Here is an 18,861-nt window from a genome sequence, read left to right as displayed (position 1 = left end):
CGATGCACCCGCCTGATCTGATGGCCTTCCGTCTGATTGGATCCGGCCACACCGGAGTTCGCAACCTCGTGGAGAGTGCTCCGTGTCAACCACATCTTCTTCTGCCTGCCCCGGTCGTCGCATGGCCATTTCAACATTTGCGGTGGCAATGAGTCTGGCATGGCTCATCGGCCCGGCTTGTGCTCAAAATGGCGTGCCGCCAAGCGACGCGAGTGCCGCACAGGAGGGAGCGATTCACCCCTTCAAGGTGAACGTGTCGGAAGAGGCGCTCGCCGACTTGCGCAAGCGGGTGCTGGCGACTCGATGGCCCGACAAGGAGACGGTGGCTGATCAGTCGCAAGGCGTACAGCGGGCCAGGCTGCAAGCACTCGTGCAGCATTGGGGTACCAGCTATGACTGGCGCAGGGTCGAGGCCAGCCTGAACTCGCTGCCGCAGTTCACGACCGAGATCGATGGGCTGAACATCCACTTCATCCATGTGCGGTCGAGGCATCCCAACGCGTTGCCGATCATCATCACGCACGGCTGGCCGGGCTCGGTGCTGGAACTGCTGAAAGTCATCGACCCGCTGACCAACCCCACCGCACACGGCGGGCGTGCCGATGAAGCCTTCGATGTGGTCATCCCCTCCATGCCCGGCTACGGCTTCTCGGAACGGCCCGCCGTCACGGGCTGGGGTCCCGACCGCATGGGGCGCGCTTGGGATGTGCTGATGAAGCGCCTCGGCTACAAGCGCTACGTCTCGCAGGGCGGAGACTGGGGTTCGGTGGTCGCCGATGCGATGGGTCGCCAGGCACCGCCCGGCCTGCTGGGCATTCACGTGAACATGCCGGCCACGGTGCCGAAGGACGTGGCCAAGGCGCTGGGCGACGGCGGTCCGGCGCCGAAGGGGCTCAGTGCCAAGGAGAAGGCGGCATTCGACTCGCTGGACACGTTCTTCAAGAAGAACGCAGGCTACGGGGCCATGATGGTGACACGGCCGCAGACCGTGGGCTACGCGCTGTCGGACTCTCCGGCGGGACTCGCAGCCTGGATGTATGACAAGTTCACCCAGTGGACCTACAGCGGCGGAGAAGCCGAGCGTTCGCTGACAAAGGACGAGATGCTGGATGACATCACGTTGTACTGGTTGACGAACAGCGCAGTTTCCTCGGCAAGGCTCTACTGGGAGAACAACAACAACAACTTCAGCGCGCAGGCGCAGCGCACCAGGGAGATCACCGTGCCGGTGGCGGTCACCGTGTTTCCCGGAGAGATCTATCGGGCACCAAAGAGCTGGACGCAGCGGGCCTATCCCCAGCTGATCTACTTCAATGAAGTCGACAAGGGGGGCCACTTCGCAGCCTGGGAAGAGCCGCAGCTCTTCGCCGCCGAGATGCGTGCGGCATTCAAGTCGCTGCGATAGCGCCGCGACGACGACGGCGCCATCGAGCCGCGCCGTCCTCGCTTTCTCACCGCTCGAGGGCGAGCGAGCGCGAGTCCGTTGAGGACCGCGATGCGTGCGCGGGCAGGGGAGCGGTCACATCGTGCAGATCACGACGAGTCTCGCCGACCAGCCGATCAACGGGGTGCCCTCGGTGCTTGCCTCGCTGACGAAGGGCGGTCTGAACGCGGCAACGAAGTCGCTCGCCATCGAGTACGCCGCACGCGGCCTGCGGGTGAATGCCGTCTCGCCCGGAATCATCAAGACACCAGATCCTCCATGTCGATGGCGGACAAGCCGCCGGCCATTGGTGAGATCGGCCGTGGCGCGCGCGATGCGAAGGTCGCACGCGCGCTCCGCGGGCCCCTGCGGAGCAACTACAGCGTGCCTTCGGTGGTGCCGCGTGAAGCTGTCGCCCTCGCTTCGGCGCGAACCGCCTGACGGTCGACCTTCCCGGTCGTGGGAGTCGTCACGCCCGCGAAAGACCCGTCGGAGTAGATGTTGCCGGCGATGGCGGCGGCCAGAGCCTCGGCGCGAATGGTCGCACGATCGCGGTGACCGATGAACGCGCTGACGCCAGCCGATGCACTTTCACGATAGGGGTCGGCGCTGCGCGCCACGGCGATGGCCTCGCTCTGAAGTTCGGCGCGGCTGGCATTCGATTCGAGCTTCAGCACACCCTGGTACTGCTCTGCACTCGCGCTGGCGCTGAATGCGACGAGCGAGGAGATTGCCGTGACGGTCAGGAGGGTAGAGATCTTCATGATGGTTCCTTTGGAGATGGAGTTCGCGCAATGGTGGCCGATGCGCCATCCGTCATTGGCTCTTGTTGGCGGACGGGTGATTGTTGGCCGCCAGCGTCGCATCCGACCCAGTCGCCGTATGGTTGTGTATCGACGGGGAGCGTTCGCCACACTACTTTTCATTCCCACCCATGCACTGTCGCGGGGTCGGTCCGCGGCAATGAAACGTAGTGTCGTGTTTCAGCAGGCTGATACAGAGGCATACATGGGTTGCGCCGGCGCACCCGTCGCGGGCCCAGAATTCCGCCGTCACCACTCATCGAACCTCGACGGAGACCTCCATGAAGCTGTCCCTCATCGCCGCCGCCAGCCTGCTCGCCGGGCTTGCGTTGGCATCGTCAACTGCCGGGGCGCAGACCGGTGCGACGGACGTCGGTCGTCCCGCGGCGGTCATTCCGCTGGCATCGGAACCGGCCGCGAAGCTCGTCGTGTATCCGCCCTTGGCCGATCCCCTCGCACGCGGGGTCGTCATCCTCCAGTATCGAACCGAGAACGTCCGGATCATTCCGGTCTTCGGCGATGGCGCCCGCGGCGTCTCGCCGCGTGTCGGCCATCTTCACGTGACGGTCGACGATCGGCCGGGCACCTGGGCTCACACCAGTGGAGATCCCATCATCGTGGTCGGACTGACGCCGGGCGTCCACAAGATGCTGATCGAGGTCGCCGATCCGACCCACAAGATCCTGACGGCCGAGAGCATTGCCGTGACCGTCCCGGAGCGTCCGGCGGCGTCCCAGCCCCACACGCATTGAGGCGATCGCCTGCCCTCATTCCCCCTTACTCCCCCTCACTCCCCCTCACTCCCCCTCACTCCCCCTCACTCCCCCTCGCATCCCCGAACCACCCACCACGGAAAAATCACCATGTCCCAAATCAACAAAATCGTCTACACCGGCAAGACCCACACGACCGGCGGCCGTCACGATGGCGCGTCGCGCAGCGACGATGGCCGTCTCGACATCCAGCTTTCCACGCCTGGCTCGACCGGCACCGGCACCAACCCCGAACAGCTGTTCGCGGCGGGCTGGTCGGCCTGCTTCATCGGCGCGATGGGCAAGGCAGCGCTGGGGATGCAGGTCACCCTTCCGAAGGATCTGGCGGTCGACACGGAGGTCGACCTCGGCCTCGGCGATGCAGGCTATCTGCTGCAAGCCCGCCTCAACGTCTCGATGCCCGGCATCGACCGCACGGTCGCGAAAGCGATCGTCGATGCGGCGCACCAGACCTGTCCTTACTCGAAGGCCACACGCGGCAACATCGAGGTGACGCTCAATCTCGCCTGAACTGTGCGGCGTGGGTTCGCCCACGTAGCCTTCGTGCTACTTGGACGCGGCAGCGAACGATGCTCAAGGTCTCGCGGCGCCATGAGCGCGCGAGCCGGGCGCGGCGCCGAAGATCTGACTTCTCAGGATCCGTCCGGCAGGTCGCAGCGCCGGCGCCTGCCGCGCTCCGCACCGATCACCTGGCGCGCCGAGATGCACTGGCAGCTCAGCGGATTGCGCCACTCGTGTGCCACGCCGCCCGCCAGGAACAGGAGCGAGAACAACAGCCTCCTCATGTCAGGAACCGACCGCGGGTTGCTCTGCGAGAAGCTGCTGGATCTTCTTCTCGGTGGCGCCGTAGCTGCCCTCGCCGAAGTGCGAGTAGACGATGCGGCCCTGTTTGTCGATCAGGTACACCGCGGGCCAGTAGCTGTTGCTGTAGGCCTTCCAGGTGGCGTAGCTGTTGTCCTGGGCGACGGCGTGCTTGATGTGCAGCCGATTGATGGCCGACTGCACGTTGCTGGTGCTCTTCTCGTAGGGAAACTCCGGCGTATGCACGCCGACCACCACGAGGCCTTGGTCCTTGTACTTTTCATGCCAGCTTTGAATGGATGGAAGGTGGTTGAGGCAGTTGATGCAGGTGTAGGTCCAGAAATCCACCAGCACGACCTTGCCGCGCAGTTGATCGAGGGCCAGTGGCTTGGAGTTCAGCCAGGTGTCGATGCCCTGGAACTCCGGCGCGGGCCTGGGCGCGTCGGTCGCACTGGCATTGCCGGCGGGGGGCGCAGCATAGGAAAGCGCACCGGCTGCAGCAAAGGCGGAAGCAACCAGGAAGGTGGAGACGATGACGTTGGATCGAATGCGCATGGTGTTCATTCATTGGGGTGGATGGCAGAAGCATGGTTTTTAGCCCCGCGATCGGCCATCGCCGGCCGGGATGTATGGTTTCGTACATTGCGCGGCTTTCGACACGATCCGATTCAATGCCCGACCAGCGGCTTGCAACTTGGTGTGTTCGGGACGCCTCCGGATACTTGTCGGTACAAGCTGTCGCGACATCCGGTGTCGAAGGTCTAAAAGTCGACTCATGCACTCCGGCCACGTTGCCTCACTCCTGTTCCATGCTGCGCTCGCGATGGCGCTGGCCGTCCTGTGCGCCTGTGGCTCGTTGCCGCCCGCGCGAGAGCGGACGCCGGACCTGGCGGGCCGGTCCGATCCCGCCACTGCCCTCGCACGAATCGCGGCAGCCTCGACGCCGCCCGGGGAGCATTCGGGCTTCAGGCTGATGCCGCTGGGCGTCTATTCGCTGGACGCCAGAATCCAGCTTGCGGCACGTGCGGAGCAGACGCTCGTCGTGCAGTACTACCAGTTCGAAAGCGATGCGACGGGGCGGCTGTTGATGCGAGCCTTGCGTACGGCCGCGGCGCGCGGCGTGAAGGTGCGCGTGCTGGTGGACGACCTCTACACGACCAGGAGCCAGCAACCCCTGCTCGCACTCTCGCAGGTGCCCAATATCGAGGTTCGGCTGAACAACCCGTTCTGCTGCGGCCGCGAAGGCTTCCTGTCGCGCTTCGCGGCATCGCCTCACGAGATTGCGCGACTCAACCATCGCATGCACAACAAGCTGCTGATCGCCGACGGAGCGATGGCGGTGGTGGGCGGGCGCAACATGGCGGACGACTATTTCCTGCTCGCCGCGACACACAATTTCATCGACATGGATGCGCTGGTGGTCGGCAAGGTCGTGCCCCAGCTGGAAGCGATCTTCGATGCCTTCTGGAACAGCGAGGAGGTCTGGTCGATCGCCGACATCGTGGCGACCGAGGGGGGCCGCGAGCCGCAGCGGAGGACTTCGACCACTGGATCGGGATGGCCGGGCCAGCCGCAAGCTTGATGCTGCCACCGTCGGACATCCTGGGGTACGGCCCCATCGCCGAGGAACTCGACGACGGGCGCATGGGCCTGCTGTGGGGCGAGGCGCTGGCGATCGCGGATCCGCCCTCCAAGCCACGCACCATGTCCGCCGAGGAGGCCCTCGCGAGCAGCGTCACGATGAAGGTCTGGCGCCTGATCCGTGATGCCAGGAGTGAGGTGTCGTTGACTTCGCCCTACCTGGTGCCGGGCGAGCGGGGGATGGAAATACTCGGCGATCTTGCCGGGAAGAAGGTCAAGCTGACGATGCTGACCAACTCGCTCGCCGCCAACGACGTGCCGCTGGTCCACACGGGCTACGTGCGATACCGGAGGCGGCTGCTGGTCAGTGGCGTCGAGCTCTTCGAACTCAGCCCCGGGCGGACCATGTCCAACCAGCGTTTCGGCGAGTTCGGTTCCTCGTTGGGGCGACTGCACGCCAAGACGCTGACGATCGATCGCCGCCAGGTCTTCATCGGTTCCATGAATCTCGATCCGAGATCGGCGACGCAGAACACCGAGATGGGGATCGTCGTCGACAGCCCCGAACTCGCGACGGAGACGCTGCGGATCATCAGCGTCAGCAAGCTCCAGAATTCGTATCGGCTGCGGCTCGCCTCCGAGACGGGCGATCTGGAGTGGTTGACGAACGACGGCGGAAAAGAGGTCGTGCTGACCTCAGAGCCCGAAACCACGTATTTCCAGCGGTTCTACATCCCGCTCGTCGCGCCGTTCGTGCCCGAATCGCTGCTGTGAAAGCGCTCCGGAATGAAATGAAATGTGTGCCCAGGCCCTTCTGACACAGAGGCGTACAGAAGGCGCGCCTGCCGGCATTCCGGCGTCTATAACCACGCCATGCGACATCCCGCATGCCCTGTGGAACGACGATCATGCTCTTCTTGATAGCTGCCTATCTGGGCGGTGTACTGACCATCCTGAGCCCTTGCATCCTGCCGGTGCTGCCCTTCGTCTTCGCGCGTGCCGATCGGCCGTTTCGCTCGCACGGGCTGCCCCTGCTGATCGGCATGGCGCTTGCGTTCGCGGCGATCGCCTCGCTGGCGGCGGTGGGCGGCGGCTGGGTGGTCGAGCTCAATGCGTACGGCCGCTACGCAGCGATCGCGGTCCTTGCGTTGTTTGGCGTCACGCTGCTTTTTCCGAGCCTGGCCGACCGGTGGAGCAGGCCGCTCGTGGCGCTCGGACTTCGGCTCTCGGAGTCCTCTCCCGGCGGGCGGCCCGCGCAAGGGTCGGTCTTTTCGCCGCTGCTCCTGGGCGTCGGCACCGGATTGCTTTGGGCGCCGTGCGCGGGCCCGATCCTGGGCTTGATCCTGACCGGAGCGGCTCTCAACGGGGCCAGCGCGGGCACCTCCCTGCTTTTGCTCGCCTATGCGTCGGGTGCCGGCACCTCCCTGGCACTGGCGTTGCTCTTCGGCGGACGGCTGATCGCGCTGCTCAAGCGATCGCTGCCCGTGGGCGACTGGATCCGCCGCGCGGCGGGCGTGGCGGTGCTGGTGGGCGTCGGCGCGATCGCACTGGGCCTGGACACTGGTGCGCTCAGTCGACTCTCGCTGGCCACCACCTCGGAGCTCGAGACTCGCATCCTCGATCGCAGCGGGCTTCGGCTGCCCGGTGGCCTGCCTTCGGACACGGGTGCCAGAGCAGATGATGCCTTCATGAAGGTGGCCGAAGTCCGGCCCGCCAGCGCCCGCGCGCTCCCGATCGAGGGCGTTCTGCCTTCGCTCGAAGGGGCGACCGAGTGGATCAATTCGCCGGCCCTCAGCCGCGAGGATCTGCGCGGCAAGGTGGTGCTGGTCGACTTCTGGACCTATTCCTGCATCAACTGCCTGCGAACGGTGCCCTATGTCCGTGCCTGGGCGGAGAAGTACAGGGCTGCGGGCCTGGTGGTCATCGGGGTCCACTCGCCCGAGTTCGCCTTCGAGAAGCGCGCTTCGAACGTACACCGGGCAGTCAAGGATCTGGACATCGGCTTTCCGGTCGCAGTCGACAGCGATTTCGCGCTCTGGCGCGCCTTCGGCAATCAGTACTGGCCGGCGTTCTATTTCGTCGACGCCCAGGGGCGTATCCGCCATCACGAGTTCGGCGAAGGCCAGTACGGGCAATCGGAACAAGTCATCCAGCAGCTTCTCGCGGAAGCAGGAAAGGACGCGGTCCCGCGAGATCTGGTGGCGCCTGTCGGGAAGGGCACCCAGGCGGCACCGGGGCCGTCGCGGGCGCTGTCGCAGGAAACCTACCTCGGGCACGAGCGGGCGAGCAATTTCGTGCCCCGCGGAGGCATCGTGCGCGATGTCGCGCATCGCTACCAGGGCGCCGCCTCGCTCGATACCGATCAGTGGTCGCTCCAGGGTGAATGGAACGTGGAACGCGAGCGGGCGGTGGCCGGCGCTGCCGGCGGTCGCATCGCTTATCGCTTCGAGGCGCGCGATCTGCACCTGGTGCTGGGCCCCGGCGCCGACGGAAAGCCGGTGCGCTTCAGGGTGCTGGTGGACGGCAAGCCGCCGCTTGCCGACCACGGCGCAGATGTCGACGCCGAGGGCCACGGAACGATCGATGCGCAGAGGCTGTATCAGCTGGTACGCCAGTCCAGGCTGCACGGGGCGCGCCTGTTCGAGATCGAGTTCGAGGACCCGGGCGCCCAAGCCTATGTCTTCACCTTCGGCTGAGGAAGGGCCGCCTGGCGACACCATCGTCCAATGGTCTCCCTGTCGCAATTGCGTTCAGATCATGCCCGTGCATCGCATCCGCAAGCCATGGGGCTCCGGGTCGCGCGATGCCCGAACAGGATCGGAGCGTGCGATGAACATCTCTCAATGGCTTCCCGCCATGCTGCTCCTGCCGCTGGCATCGTTCGCGATCGGAGCCGGTCTGGCCCTGCGGGTCGCGAACCGTTCGCTGCGGCGGCTTGCCGACGCGGCGCAGGCATGGCGGCCGGATCGTGAACGCGCGGCATCGCCGGAGAGAGGCCCGCGTGAGGCAAGGCGCGCGCACACGGCCTTCGATGCGATGCAGAACCGAGTCGCCGGCTGCCTGGCTGAAAGAACCCGGGTCCTGGCCGCCATCGCTCACGATCTTCAGACACCCATCACACGGATGCGCCTGCGCACCGACATGATGGACGACCAGGCGCAGCGCATCAAGCTGCAGCATGACCTCGACCAGATGACGGTCCTGGTGAGGGAGGCCCTGAGCTATGCCCGCACCCTGCACGGGGTTCGGGAACATCCACGCCGGATCGATCTCGACGCGCTCCTCGACAGCCTGCGCTGCGACTACGAGGACGCCGGCCACACCGTCAGCGTGGTCGGCCAGGTCGGGCGCCCGGTCGGCGTCCTGCCGTTGGCGCTGCGCCGCATCGTCACCAACCTGACCGACAACGCACTCAGGTTCGACAAGGCGGTCGAGCTCACCGTGCAACTCGACCGCCAGGCGGAGATCGAGATCTGCGTCCTCGACCGTGGGCCGGGAATCCCGGAAAGCGAACTCGATGCCGTGATGCAGCCCTTCTATCGCCTCGACGGCGCCGCGCGTCCAGGGAGTGCGGGCTCAGGCCTGGGCTTAGCCATCGCGAAGCAGCTGGCGTCGTCGATGGGGGCCCGTCTCAAGCTGTCGAACCGGCCTGGCGGGGGCCTGGCTGCGCGGCTGTCGATGCCGCACTGCGAGCAGTCGCAGGCATGACAGGCCAGGCGGCCGGGCTTCATGGGCGATTCGTATCGATCGTCAGTCGGGCTTCGAGCCCGCCTTCGTCGCGGTTGCGCAGCTTCAGCTCGGCGCTCATCGCCGTGGCGAGCTGCTGCGCGATGGCCAGGCCGAGGCCGGTTCCGCCGGTGCCACGGTTGCGCGAGCCTTCCACCCGGTAGAAGGGCTTGAGAACCGCGTCCAGCTGATCGGCCGGTATGCCGGGTCCGTTGTCGAGGACCGAGATCATGAGCCGGCCGGACTCGATGCGCGTTCTCAGGCACACCTCGCTCCCGAACTTCAAGGCGTTGTCGATCAGGTTGGTCAGAATCCGGCGCAGCGCGTTGGGCCGCGTCATGATCGGGGCACCGATCCGGCCCTCGAGCACCACCGTTTGTCCGGAGTCCTCGTAGTCCGCGACCATGCTCTCCAGGAGCGCATCGGCATCGATCCGGCAGGCCGGCTCCTTGGTGCCGTGAAGGGTTCTCGCGTAGGTGACACCTTCCCTGACCAGCGCGTGCATGGCGTCCAGATCCTGGCGGAACTTGAGCTGGTCCTGTTCGTTGTCCATCAGTTCGGTGCGCAGCCGCATGCGGGTGATGGGTGTCTGGAGGTCGTGCGAAATGGCCGCCAGGATCTCCACGCGCTCAGCCATGTAGCCCGCGATTCGGCGCTGCATGGCGTTGAATGCGCGGGCGGCGTGCGCCACTTCGGTCGGGCCGTGTTCGACGAGCTCGCGCGCCGTGAGGTCGGGCCCCAGGCCGTCCGCCGCGGCGGCGAGCCGCGCGAGAGGCCGGGTGACCAGGCGAACCGCGAGCCAGGCACAGAAGGCCAGGACGGCCAACTGGACCGCAAGCACCCACATGACCCAGTTGGAAACCGGCATGCCGACTCTTTTCGCGTCGACCACCACCGGGCTGCCGTCGCTGAGCCTGAGCAGGATCTGGAGTTCCTCGGCCGGATCGGCGGGCACCGCCACCTTGACGACTTCGAACGGATGAAGGGCCTGGACGATCGCAGCGGCAAACTCCTGCAACGAGGAGGATTCAGGTGCGAAACCCTGGACGTTGCCACCGAGCTCGAAGCGGTAGTTGCGCCTTTCGAGCCGGTTCAGCCAGCCCTCCCTTTCGGCGGCGGGCAGCCGGTCGAGGATCGCCACCGAACTGGCGATGTCCCGTTCGATTCCGTTCATCATCAATTCGCGCATCGCCACGCCGCGTTCGTAGCGGATCGCGGCGAAGGTCAGCAACTGCGCGATCGTCAATCCGATCACGATGATCAGAGTCACGCGGGAGAACAGGGTGCCGGGCAAGAGTCGACGAATGGTCATGCACCGCTTTATAGGCCCTGGCCCCGCCACCGGTCGAATCGCATGTATCCCAGTGTGTGGCGCCGCAACGGTGACATGGAAGGTTACCGCTCGGGCACCGCCGCGAGACGCCAAGGTATCGGCGACACCTTCGTCCAATTGTTGGCGCCCGGCGACTCTGGTGTAGTGGTCACCAGGTGCGGCGCTCCAGATCGTCAGCGTCGTCGTCGAGTGAACCCCTGCCGGAAGTCACGCGATGGTGGCGACCCGACACCAAGGTATGGGTTACATATCCTCCGGTTTGGTGCATCCTCAAGCGGTCGGCACGACGGCTGCCGGCGTGAGGAGGGACTGGAATGGACAATGAACCCGACCCGAGGGTTGAAGCGCTTCCCGGCTTGAGCAGAAAGGGGATCATGTGATGGTCAAGGGCTCTCTCGTTTCGGTGGTCGACGACGACGAGTCCGTGCGCGAATCGCTGCCCGATCTGCTGAGGGAATTTGGCCTCAGGGTGGAGGTGTTCTCCTGCGCGGAGGACTTCCTCGCGTCCGGCCAGGTCGAGCAGACCGAGTGCCTGTTGCTGGACGTTGCCATGCCGGGCATGACGGGCCCCGAACTGCAGCGAGAGTTGACGGCTCGGCGGCAAGAGATTCCAATCGTCTTCATCACCGCCCAGCGCGAAGAGGCCATCCGCTCGCGCTTGATGGCGCAGGGTGCGGTGGAATGCCTTTTCAAGCCGTTCAGCGAGACGGCCCTGCTCGAGGCGCTCAAGGCAGCGCTTCAGGTGCGCTGAGCCATCCTCCTTCACGCTCCGCAGATCGGGGGTTCCCATGAGATCGACGAGAACTTCGGGCGACGGTCCGCAACCGTCGCCCTTGTCGCATGCCACGCCCATCGTGTACGTGGTCGACGACGACGTCTCGGTACGCGAATCGCTCGGACCGCTGATCCGCTTCGAGGGCTGGGAGCCGGAGATCTTCGCGTCGGCCCAGGAGTTCCTGGCGAGCCCGAGGCGCCTCGCGCCGAGCTGCCTGGTGCTGGACGTCAATCTTCCCGGCCTGAACGGCCTCGAACTTCAAAGGCGGATCTCCGGCGACCGGCTCGCGTTGCCGATCATCTTCATCACGGGCTATGGCGGCGTTCCGATGACGGTGCAGGCCATGAAGGCGGGCGCGCTCGAGTTCCTCACCAAGCCATTTCCCGACGAAGTCTTGCTGGCCGCTGTCAGGACGGCGATCGATCGCAGCCGTGCCGCGATCGATGACGACGCCAGGATCGGCACGCTGCGGGAGCGGCATGCCTCGCTCAGCCCGCGCGAACGCGAGGTGATGGCCCTGGTGGTGTCCGGGCTCCTGAACAAGCAGGTGGGTGGCGAACTCGGCATCAGCGAGATCACGGTGAAGGCGCACCGGGGCAGCATGATGCGAAAGATGATGGCCGGCTCCCTGCCGGGCCTGGTGAACATGGCCGCGATGCTCGACGCCGGCTCGGGCACCAAGGGTTGATTCACCAGCGTGGAGGCGGCCTTGACGTGACGCGACCCGCGAGATCAGCGCCTTGGCGCATGCGCCTGGCCGCATGTTCGGCAGTGTTCATCATCGCCGTGGGATCGACGGCGCTGGTCGGATGGTTCACGGGCAGCCCGGCGCTGATCCAACTCCTTCCTCATTTGCCCCCGATGACGCGCAATGCGGCGCTGTGCTTCATGCTGTGCGGCGTCGCGCTCTGGATTCTCGCGCGTGGAGGCCCGCGCTGGACCGTCGTCGCATGCGCGTGCGTGGTCGGACTGCTGGCCGCACTCACGCTGTGCCAGATCTTCCTGCGTCTCGACATCGGCATCGACGAACTGCTTGGAAGCTCCTACATCGCCGTCAAGCTGGTGCGTCCGGGGCGGATGGCACCGGTGACGGCCGCCTGCTTTCTGATGGCTGCCATCGGCCTGGGGCTGGCGCCTCGAACCCTGTCGAAGCTGTCTGCTCTCTGGTTGGGGATCGATGGCTCGATCATTGCAGCGCTCGGGTTGGCCGCCACCGTCGGATTCTGGGGCGGGGTCATGCTTGCCGCGCTGCATACCGCGGTGAGCCTCTCGGTCCTCGGCATCGGCTTGCTCGCGCTGGCCTGGCATGTGGATGACGATCCGGTCGGCACGCCGCCGTGGTTGCCGGCCAGCGCTGCGATCGGCGTCGTGGCGATCACCATGGGGCTGTGGCGGGCCGTCGTCGCCGGCGGCCACTCTCCGTTCGCCCTCCTGCCTTCGATCGTGCTGGGTGGCGGGTGCCTGATGGCGCCGGTTCTGGGGTTGACGGTCTACCTGGCGCAACGTGCGCACACCCAGGCGGCCGCCCTGCGCCGGAGTGGCGAGTTCCTGACCGAGGCCCAGCGGCTCAGTCGGACCGGAAGCTTCTCCTGGCGGGTTTCGACCGACACCGTGACGTACTCGGAGCAGACCTATCGCACGCACGGATTCGATTCGACGCTGCCCGTGACGCTCGATCTGATCGCCACGCGAGTCCATCCGGACGATCTTCCGCTGTTGCGCGAGATGGTTCGGCTGGCGCGCGGCCCAGGCAGCGACCTGGACCAGGAGTACAGGCTGCTGATGCCTGACCTGACCGTCAAGTATCTGCACCTGGTGGCCCGCGCTACGCGCGACCCGGAGGGCCAGCGCGAGTACGTCGGGGCGATCCAGGACATCACGCAGCGTTGGCTCGCGGAAGAGGCCCTTGGCAAGGTTCGTTCCGAGCTGGCCCATGTGGCCCGGGTCACGAGCCTCGGGGTTCTGACCGCATCGATCGCCCACGAGGTGAGCCAGCCGCTCGCTGGCATCGTCACCAACGCCAGCACCTGCCTGCGCATGCTCGCGGCCGAGCCGCCCAATGTCGAAGGCGCGATGGAGACGGCGCGTCGCACGATCCGGGACGGCAACCGGGCGTCTGACGTGATCGCGGGCTTGCGCACGCTGTTCGTCAAGAGAGCCGCCACCACCGAGTCGGTCGACCTCAACGAGGCCGCCCGCGAGGTGATCGCGCTGTCGCGCAGCGAGTTGCAGAGAGGCCGGGTCGTGCTGCGGGTGGAACTCGCGGGCGACCTGCCGTCCGTCGCGGGCGATCGGGTCCAGCTCCAGCAAGTCATCCTGAACCTGTTGCTCAACGCTTCCGATGCGATGCACGAGGTCGACGACCGGCCGAGGCAGCTGACGATCCAGACCGCGCACGGCGAAGGCGCCGATGGCGGGGGCGTGTGCCTGGCGGTGCGGGATGCCGGTGTGGGGCTCGATCCCCGCACCATGGAAAGGCTGTTCGAGGCCTTCTATACGACCAAGAGCTGGGGCATGGGCATTGGCCTGTCGGTCAGCCGTTCGATCGTGGAGAGCCATCGGGGGCGCCTGTGGGCGGCGGCGAACGACGGTCCGGGCGCCACCTTCTCGTTCTCCATCCCGCGTGAAGCCCAGGTCCTGGCGGGCAACCTCGACGCTGCCCTCGCTACGCCAATGCCGGCAGATTGAGGTAGTAGGCGTTGTCGGCCGACGACAGACTTTGCTTGATCAACTGCGTGTTGGCGTCGACAAGAACCTCGTCCTTGCCGTTTTCGAGACCGTCGAGGACCGAGGAGACGGCGTCCTGCGGGCGGGTCTTCTTGAGCTCGTAGCCTCTCGTCATGTCGGTGTCCAGGAACCCGACATGCATTCCGAGGACGTGAATGCCTTGCTCGCGCAGATCGATGCGCGTGGCATTGGTGAAGCTCCATGCGGCCGACTTGGACGCCGAGTAGGCGGCCAGCATCGGCCGCGAGAACCATGCCGTGTCGGACAGGACGTTGACGATGGCGCCGCCGCCATTGGCGGCCAGAACCGGTGCGAAAGCCTGTGTCGTGAGGACCATGCCATAGAAGTTGGTCTCCATGATCTCCCTGGAAGTTGCGATCCAGTCCGGGTCGAGGGTGCTCGCCATCACGCGGGCAATCCCCGCATTGTTGACCAGCAGGTTGACGTCGGCGCAACGTGCTGCGGCGGCGGCCACGGAGTCTGGCTTCGTGACGTCCACCAGCACCGGCACGATCCCGGGCTCGTCCACCTCCATGCCATCGATGCTGCGTGCGCCGGCATAGACCTTCGCCGCACCTCGGGCCAGCAGCTCTCTGGCAAAGAAAAGGCCAAGACCGCGGTTGGCGCCGGTCACGAAGGCAATCGAGTCACGGATGTTCATGGGGTGCTCCTGGAAGGATGGGTTTCAGTCTCTCGGCTCCACGGTCGAAGCGAAGACATAGCCTTCGCTTCGTACGGTCTTGATGTAGCGCGGATAGCGTGCGTCGTCGCGAAGCCGCTGGCGCAGCCGGCTGATCAGCAGATCGATCGAGCGCTCGAACAGCTCTGCCTCGCGGCCCTGCGTGAGACTCAGCAACTGGTCCCGGCTCAGCACCTTGTTCGGGTGGTCGAGAAAGACGCGCAGCAATCGGTATTCGGCGCCGCTCAACGCGACCATCACGCCGTCGGCGTCGATCAGATGGCGTGCGTTCGTATCGACCTGCCATTCGCCGAATGCGAGCTTGTGGGCGGCCTCGGTGGACTGCATGTTCGGCGGCAGCATCCGCGTGCGACGCATCACCGCACGCAATCGGGCAAGCAGCTCTCGCGCAGAGAAGGGCTTGGCCAGATAGTCGTCGGCCCCCATCTCGAGGCCGAGGATTCGGTCGGCCTCTTCGCTGCGCGCCGTCAGCATCAGGATGGGAGTGGCCTTGTACTTGCCGGTGCGAAGATCGCGGCACAGGGTCAGGCCGTCCTCGCCCGGCAACATGAGGTCCAGGATGATCAGGTCGAAGGGACCGGACTCCTCGAGAGCAGCCCGCATGTGGCGTCCGGTCGGCACGGCGACCACGCGCAGGCCGTTCTTGACGAGGTAGGTGGTGAGCAGTTCGCGGATCTCCCGATCGTCGTCGACGATGAGGATGTGATCGGAGGGCCTTGGCGTCATGGCGATGGAATTGAATTGCTGGCGGAGTGAGCTGACTTTAGCCCGCCTGGCGTGCCGGGTTGACGCCTTTGTATGACAACGTATCTGGTACGCCGAGTCCAACATTGTGTTGCGCGCTCGACCCGAGATTCGCACCCGACATCGCCGAATAGCCGCCTTTTTGTACTTCAACGTGTCTCTCCATGGCCAGGACACACGGGATTTCAAAGAGGCCGGGACGTGACACATCGGAGATACACGTCGCCGATGTAATTCATTCGGTCTCGAATTCTCGGGGCACGAAAGGACATCCAATGAAAGCGACTCGAATCATGGCGGCGGCAATGCTGATCGCCGGCGGCGGTTTGATGGGCCACCTGGCGCAGGCCCAGTCCGCGGGACTGGGACGCACCGACGTCTTGCAGCACGATCTTGGCATCGCCGGCCGCGAGGTCGTCCAGGCGCGCGTCGACTTCGCCCCGGGCGTCATGGCGCCCAGGCACTCGCATCCGGGCGTGGAAGTCGCCTACGTGATGGAAGGCACGATCGAGTATCAGATCGATGGCAACGCGCCGGTGACCCTCAAGGCCGGCGACGGCTTGTACATCCCGGACGGCGCAGTTCATTCGGCGAGGAACATCGGCAGCGGCAAGGCGTCAGAGCTCGCCACCTACTTCGTCGAGAAGGGCAAGACAATCTTCGTGCCGGCCAAGTGAGCGCGCCTTGACCGCCTGCGCGCGACAGCGGAGCCTCGCCGCTGTCGCGCGCGGTCTTGCTCCTGAACGGCAGCCTATGACTTGCCCTTCTCGGCCGCTGCCCGGATCTCCGCGCTGGTTCGCGCCGGGTCCTGCAAATGCGGGTAGTGTCCGAATCCAGGAAGAACAGTCAATCCCACATGGGCCTTGTCGGCAAACTCGATTCCCATCTCCTTCTTGATATAGAAGTCTCGTTCGCCCCAGATCACCCGCACCGGCGTCTTGAGCCTGGCCAGGTTCTTCTCGAAGTACTCCTGGTCTTCCGTGAAGTGCGAATAGTAGTGATAGAAGGCATCCGCCGAGGTCATGCTGCCTTGGTTCCAACCCCGCGCCATGTCGTCCTTGAACGCCTGCGGAAGCTCGAACTGTTCTTCCTTGGTGAAGCCTCGTCTGGACGCGTTCTCCAGGATCTCGTCCCGATTCTTGTTCATGGCGGCGTTCACGACGTCGGAGGAGGGCTTCGACTTCAGGGCTTGGAGGTAGTCGACCATGTAACCGGGCCTGTCGAAGGGGGCAAAGTCGCCCACGATGATGGTCCTTGCGAGGCTTGGCTCGTCCAGGGCGAGCAGGAGCGGCGGCAGGGCGCCGATGTCCGTCGCGTAGATGGTGAGACTTGAAGCATCGATGCCCGCCTTGTCGATATACGCCTTGAGCACGCGGGCATAGTCCCTGGGCGAGTACGAGAACTTGTCGATCGGCGGCCTCGATGAAAGGCCGTAGCCCGGCCAGTCGAAGGCATGGACCTCGTAGTCCTTTCCGAGCGTCGTCGAAATATCCGTCCAGGCATAGAGCGTCTCGGGGAATCCGTGCAACAGGAGCACGGTCCCCTTCGGCTTCGAATTGTGGACAACCGACCTCCTCAGCGTGATGTCGGGACTCAATTCGATGAATCCGATCTCGGCCTGCGGCGGCTTTGCCCGGAAGTACTGATGTGCGCACCCGGTCAGCACCGAGAGGCCGAGGACGCAGGCAGCGGTGAGCAGTTTCTTCTTGCGCGAATGCGACATGGCTGGCCTTTCGAGAAACGGTCGACATTGAATGGCCAGGGCGTTGCCGCGCATGGCCTTCGGGAATTCTGGGCCAGCATCGATGTGCCGAGGTCCGTCCCGTATGCTTCTGTATCCGCTCGCTCTTCCAATACAGTACGTTTCACCTCGATGCCCTGCAGCGGTCGTGGGCTCTACGCGGCCGAAGCAAGCATGACACTGCGTGGCGAAACGCCGAAACGTTGCTTGAAGACACGGCTGAAATGCGCAGCGGTCGAGAATCCGCATTGCCACGCGATACCCTGAACCGAGGTGGCGTCCGACGCGCCGGTGCGAAGCAGGGTGTGCGCATGTTCCAGGCGTACCTGCCAGACGTGGCGCATCACGGACGTTCCCTGGGATCTGAACAGCCGCTGCAGGTGCTTGGCCGAAATATTGAGCGCCGCGCCGACGGAAGATGCATCGAGGTCTTCTTGTCCGAGGTTCTGTCTGATGTGGCTCTTCGCCCGGAAGATGAGCTCTTTGGGGCTGCGCCTCGCGGACAGGTTTCTGGCTGCGGCGAGGACCACGTCGACGATGTGGAGCAGTTGGTCGCCCAGCCAGCTTCGCATGTCGGGATTCGGCAGATTCGACTGGTTGGCAATGCACGCCACCAGATCACCGATCGCGGCTGCATCGGATGGATGCATGTCGGGGCTGATCAATCCTCCCAGCGACGACTTCCATCCCCGTGCCTGCAGCAGGTGCTTGGGAATTCGCAGCGCGATGATGCTCGACTGCTCGGGCACGGATTCGATGAACGCCTCTGCCGGATCGAGCGCGAACATGCTTCCCGCATCGAAGCGATGGAGCCGGCTGCCCTGTTCCACGAGGACGTAGCCGGACGTGATGAGCTTGAAGTAGACGCAGTCGCCTTGCCCCGGATCGATGTCTTCGACTGGCGACGGCTCCAGCGCGGCCAGATCGGACCGGATGATGCCGATGGGCCCCAGCGTCCATCCGGCGGCGCTGGAGTCGCGGGATGGTTGGGGGTAGGTCTTGAATGGCATGTTGTCGGGGCGCCTCGTCATCGGTTGCGCCTGCGGGACAAGCAGGTGCGCAAATGGGGTATGTGCTTTGGCGCGGATGCTTCTACAGTCCGTTCCATGAGTTTCACGATTGCGGCGGCCGTGGGGCCGTCGTGTGTTGTTGACGGCTTCGGTCCGCGCCTCGGCGTTCTGGTGTGGTCATGAACCGCTTTATCGGCCCGATGCGCCTGGAAGCCTGGCTTCCGTGTATCCCAATGTGGCGTGCAGGCAATCGCAACACAGAAAATTACCCACTTCCCGACGCCGATGGATGAAGTCGCGCGAGAGGACAAGCGATCGACGGTTCGGCCATCCGCTGCGAAAGCGCGGCGCCGAGCCCATCCGACCAGTGTGAATCGAATGACGAAAACGACGGAATTGTTGAACATCGAATGTGCGCTCGAGTTGCTCGAGCAGGTGCTGGTTCGCTTCGGTGACGAAGACCAGCGACAACTGACTCAGCGACGGCTCGCCATCCGGAAAAGCCTGCTGTCGGCCAATGACCTTCTCCGCATTGCGCTTCAATTGCTCTCGACTCCCGAGAATCTTTCGATGAAAGACTTCGTGGCTCGAAAAAGGGCCATGCTCCAGGACATCCGGCTCGCAGCCCGGAGAACCTACGAGGCAGGACATCTGCTGATTGGCGTCGATCTGAGCACGCCGCCGCCAGCCGGTGGTCTCGATTGATCTGCCGCCGCGCGCCCTG

General features: G+C 65.0%; 20 protein-coding genes and 1 pseudogene. 13 read left to right on the top strand and 8 right to left on the bottom strand.

What is annotated here, in order from left to right; genetic code table 11:
* Positions 1-121 precede the first annotated feature (121 nt).
* Both QTI68_RS00845 and QTI68_RS00840 read left to right on the top strand, forming a co-directional pair.
* Positions 122-1,405, top strand: coding sequence for an epoxide hydrolase family protein (locus QTI68_RS00845; RefSeq protein ID WP_503011627.1), 1,284 nt, complete (start codon positions 122-124; stop codon positions 1,403-1,405).
* A gap of 106 nt (positions 1,406-1,511) precedes the next feature.
* A pseudogene (locus QTI68_RS00840) lies at positions 1,512-1,694 on the top strand (SDR family oxidoreductase); the annotation flags it as partial.
* A gap of 106 nt (positions 1,695-1,800) precedes the next feature.
* Here the strand turns inward: QTI68_RS00840 and QTI68_RS00835 are convergent.
* Complete coding sequence (locus QTI68_RS00835) at positions 1,801-2,187, bottom strand: helicase SNF2 (protein WP_286519000.1); 387 nt, start codon at positions 2,185-2,187, stop codon at positions 1,801-1,803.
* A gap of 320 nt (positions 2,188-2,507) precedes the next feature.
* Between QTI68_RS00835 and QTI68_RS00830 the strand changes: the two genes are divergently transcribed.
* Together QTI68_RS00830 and QTI68_RS00825 are read left to right on the top strand one after the other, a co-directional pair.
* Positions 2,508-2,978 carry a DUF6130 family protein gene (locus tag QTI68_RS00830; RefSeq protein WP_286518998.1) on the top strand — a complete coding sequence of 157 codons (471 nt, stop codon included), beginning with the start codon at positions 2,508-2,510 and terminating at the stop codon, positions 2,976-2,978.
* A 111-nt stretch (positions 2,979-3,089) separates the two neighbouring features.
* Positions 3,090-3,509 carry an organic hydroperoxide resistance protein gene (locus QTI68_RS00825; RefSeq protein ID WP_286518997.1) on the top strand — a complete coding sequence of 140 codons (420 nt, stop codon included), beginning with the start codon at positions 3,090-3,092 and terminating at the stop codon, positions 3,507-3,509.
* Between the two features lie 122 nt (positions 3,510-3,631).
* Here QTI68_RS00825 and QTI68_RS00820 read toward each other — a convergent pair whose 3' ends face one another.
* Together QTI68_RS00820 and QTI68_RS00815 are read right to left on the bottom strand one after the other, a co-directional pair.
* Complete coding sequence (locus QTI68_RS00820) at positions 3,632-3,772, bottom strand: hypothetical protein (protein WP_286518996.1); 141 nt, start codon at positions 3,770-3,772, stop codon at positions 3,632-3,634.
* A 13-nt stretch (positions 3,773-3,785) separates the two neighbouring features.
* Positions 3,786-4,355, bottom strand: coding sequence for a thioredoxin family protein (locus QTI68_RS00815; protein WP_286518995.1), 570 nt, complete (start codon positions 4,353-4,355; stop codon positions 3,786-3,788).
* Between the two features lie 268 nt (positions 4,356-4,623).
* On the opposite strand from QTI68_RS00815, the gene QTI68_RS00810 reads away from it, so the two are divergent.
* From QTI68_RS00810 to QTI68_RS00795, 4 genes are all read left to right on the top strand, one after another.
* Positions 4,624-5,382, top strand: a complete 759-nt coding sequence (locus tag QTI68_RS00810) for a phospholipase D-like domain-containing protein (protein ID WP_286518994.1) — start codon at positions 4,624-4,626, stop codon at positions 5,380-5,382.
* On the top strand, positions 5,358-6,155 hold the full coding sequence (locus QTI68_RS00805) for a phospholipase D-like domain-containing protein (RefSeq protein ID WP_286518993.1): 798 nt from the start codon (positions 5,358-5,360) through the stop codon (positions 6,153-6,155). Before QTI68_RS00810 ends, QTI68_RS00805 begins: the two co-directional genes overlap by 25 nt.
* A 134-nt stretch (positions 6,156-6,289) precedes the next feature.
* Positions 6,290-8,077: a cytochrome c biogenesis protein DipZ gene (locus QTI68_RS00800; protein ID WP_286518992.1), complete on the top strand. Its 1,788-nt coding sequence runs from the start codon at positions 6,290-6,292 to the stop codon at positions 8,075-8,077.
* A gap of 160 nt (positions 8,078-8,237) precedes the next feature.
* Positions 8,238-9,089 carry an ATP-binding protein gene (locus QTI68_RS00795; RefSeq protein WP_286518991.1) on the top strand — a complete coding sequence of 284 codons (852 nt, stop codon included), beginning with the start codon at positions 8,238-8,240 and terminating at the stop codon, positions 9,087-9,089.
* A gap of 19 nt (positions 9,090-9,108) precedes the next feature.
* On the opposite strand, the gene QTI68_RS00790 is transcribed toward QTI68_RS00795, so the two are convergent.
* Positions 9,109-10,419, bottom strand: coding sequence for an ATP-binding protein (locus QTI68_RS00790; RefSeq protein WP_286520179.1), 1,311 nt, complete (start codon positions 10,417-10,419; stop codon positions 9,109-9,111).
* Positions 10,420-10,819: 400 nt separating this feature from the next.
* On the opposite strand from QTI68_RS00790, the gene QTI68_RS00785 reads away from it, so the two are divergent.
* The 3 genes from QTI68_RS00785 to QTI68_RS00775 all read left to right on the top strand — a co-directional run bounded on the left by QTI68_RS00785 (position 10,820) and on the right by QTI68_RS00775 (position 13,903).
* The gene (locus QTI68_RS00785; protein WP_286518990.1) at positions 10,820-11,191 is read left to right on the top strand and encodes a response regulator; all 372 of its coding nucleotides are present in this window, start codon (positions 10,820-10,822) and stop codon (positions 11,189-11,191) included.
* Positions 11,192-11,228: 37 nt separating this feature from the next.
* Complete coding sequence (locus QTI68_RS00780) at positions 11,229-11,903, top strand: response regulator transcription factor (protein WP_286518989.1); 675 nt, start codon at positions 11,229-11,231, stop codon at positions 11,901-11,903.
* 83 nt (positions 11,904-11,986) lie between these two features.
* Positions 11,987-13,903: a sensor histidine kinase gene (locus tag QTI68_RS00775; protein WP_286518988.1), complete on the top strand. Its 1,917-nt coding sequence runs from the start codon at positions 11,987-11,989 to the stop codon at positions 13,901-13,903.
* Here QTI68_RS00775 and QTI68_RS00770 read toward each other — a convergent pair.
* Both QTI68_RS00770 and QTI68_RS00765 read right to left on the bottom strand, forming a co-directional pair.
* On the bottom strand, positions 13,881-14,603 hold the full coding sequence (locus tag QTI68_RS00770; protein ID WP_286518987.1) for an SDR family oxidoreductase: 723 nt from the start codon (positions 14,601-14,603) through the stop codon (positions 13,881-13,883). The two genes, QTI68_RS00775 and QTI68_RS00770, sit on opposite strands and share 23 nt — an antisense overlap.
* A 24-nt stretch (positions 14,604-14,627) precedes the next feature.
* Positions 14,628-15,368 carry a response regulator gene (locus QTI68_RS00765; RefSeq protein WP_286520178.1) on the bottom strand — a complete coding sequence of 247 codons (741 nt, stop codon included), beginning with the start codon at positions 15,366-15,368 and terminating at the stop codon, positions 14,628-14,630.
* A gap of 293 nt (positions 15,369-15,661) precedes the next feature.
* Here QTI68_RS00765 and QTI68_RS00760 point away from each other — a divergent pair, with 293 nt between their 5' ends.
* Positions 15,662-16,063, top strand: coding sequence for a cupin domain-containing protein (locus tag QTI68_RS00760; RefSeq protein ID WP_286518986.1), 402 nt, complete (start codon positions 15,662-15,664; stop codon positions 16,061-16,063).
* 74 nt (positions 16,064-16,137) lie between these two features.
* On the opposite strand, the gene QTI68_RS00755 is transcribed toward QTI68_RS00760, so the two are convergent.
* The gene (locus QTI68_RS00755; protein WP_286518985.1) at positions 16,138-17,163 is read right to left on the bottom strand and encodes an alpha/beta fold hydrolase; all 1,026 of its coding nucleotides are present in this window, start codon (positions 17,161-17,163) and stop codon (positions 16,138-16,140) included.
* Between the two features lie 119 nt (positions 17,164-17,282).
* Positions 17,283-18,137 (bottom strand): AraC family transcriptional regulator, encoded by an 855-nt coding sequence (locus tag QTI68_RS00750; RefSeq protein WP_286518984.1) that lies wholly within the window; start codon positions 18,135-18,137, stop codon positions 17,283-17,285.
* Positions 18,138-18,515: 378 nt separating this feature from the next.
* On the opposite strand from QTI68_RS00750, the gene QTI68_RS00745 reads away from it, so the two are divergent.
* Positions 18,516-18,842, top strand: a complete 327-nt coding sequence (locus QTI68_RS00745) for a hypothetical protein (protein WP_286518983.1) — start codon at positions 18,516-18,518, stop codon at positions 18,840-18,842.
* The last annotated feature ends 19 nt before the right edge of the window (positions 18,843-18,861 follow it).

The organism is Variovorax sp. J31P207, from assembly GCF_030316965.1.
Taxonomy (GTDB): Bacteria; Pseudomonadota; Gammaproteobacteria; order Burkholderiales; family Burkholderiaceae_C; genus Variovorax; species Variovorax ginsengisoli_B.
Note: the sequence above shows the minus strand (reverse complement) of the source record. Positions and strands in the feature narration are given on the sequence as shown.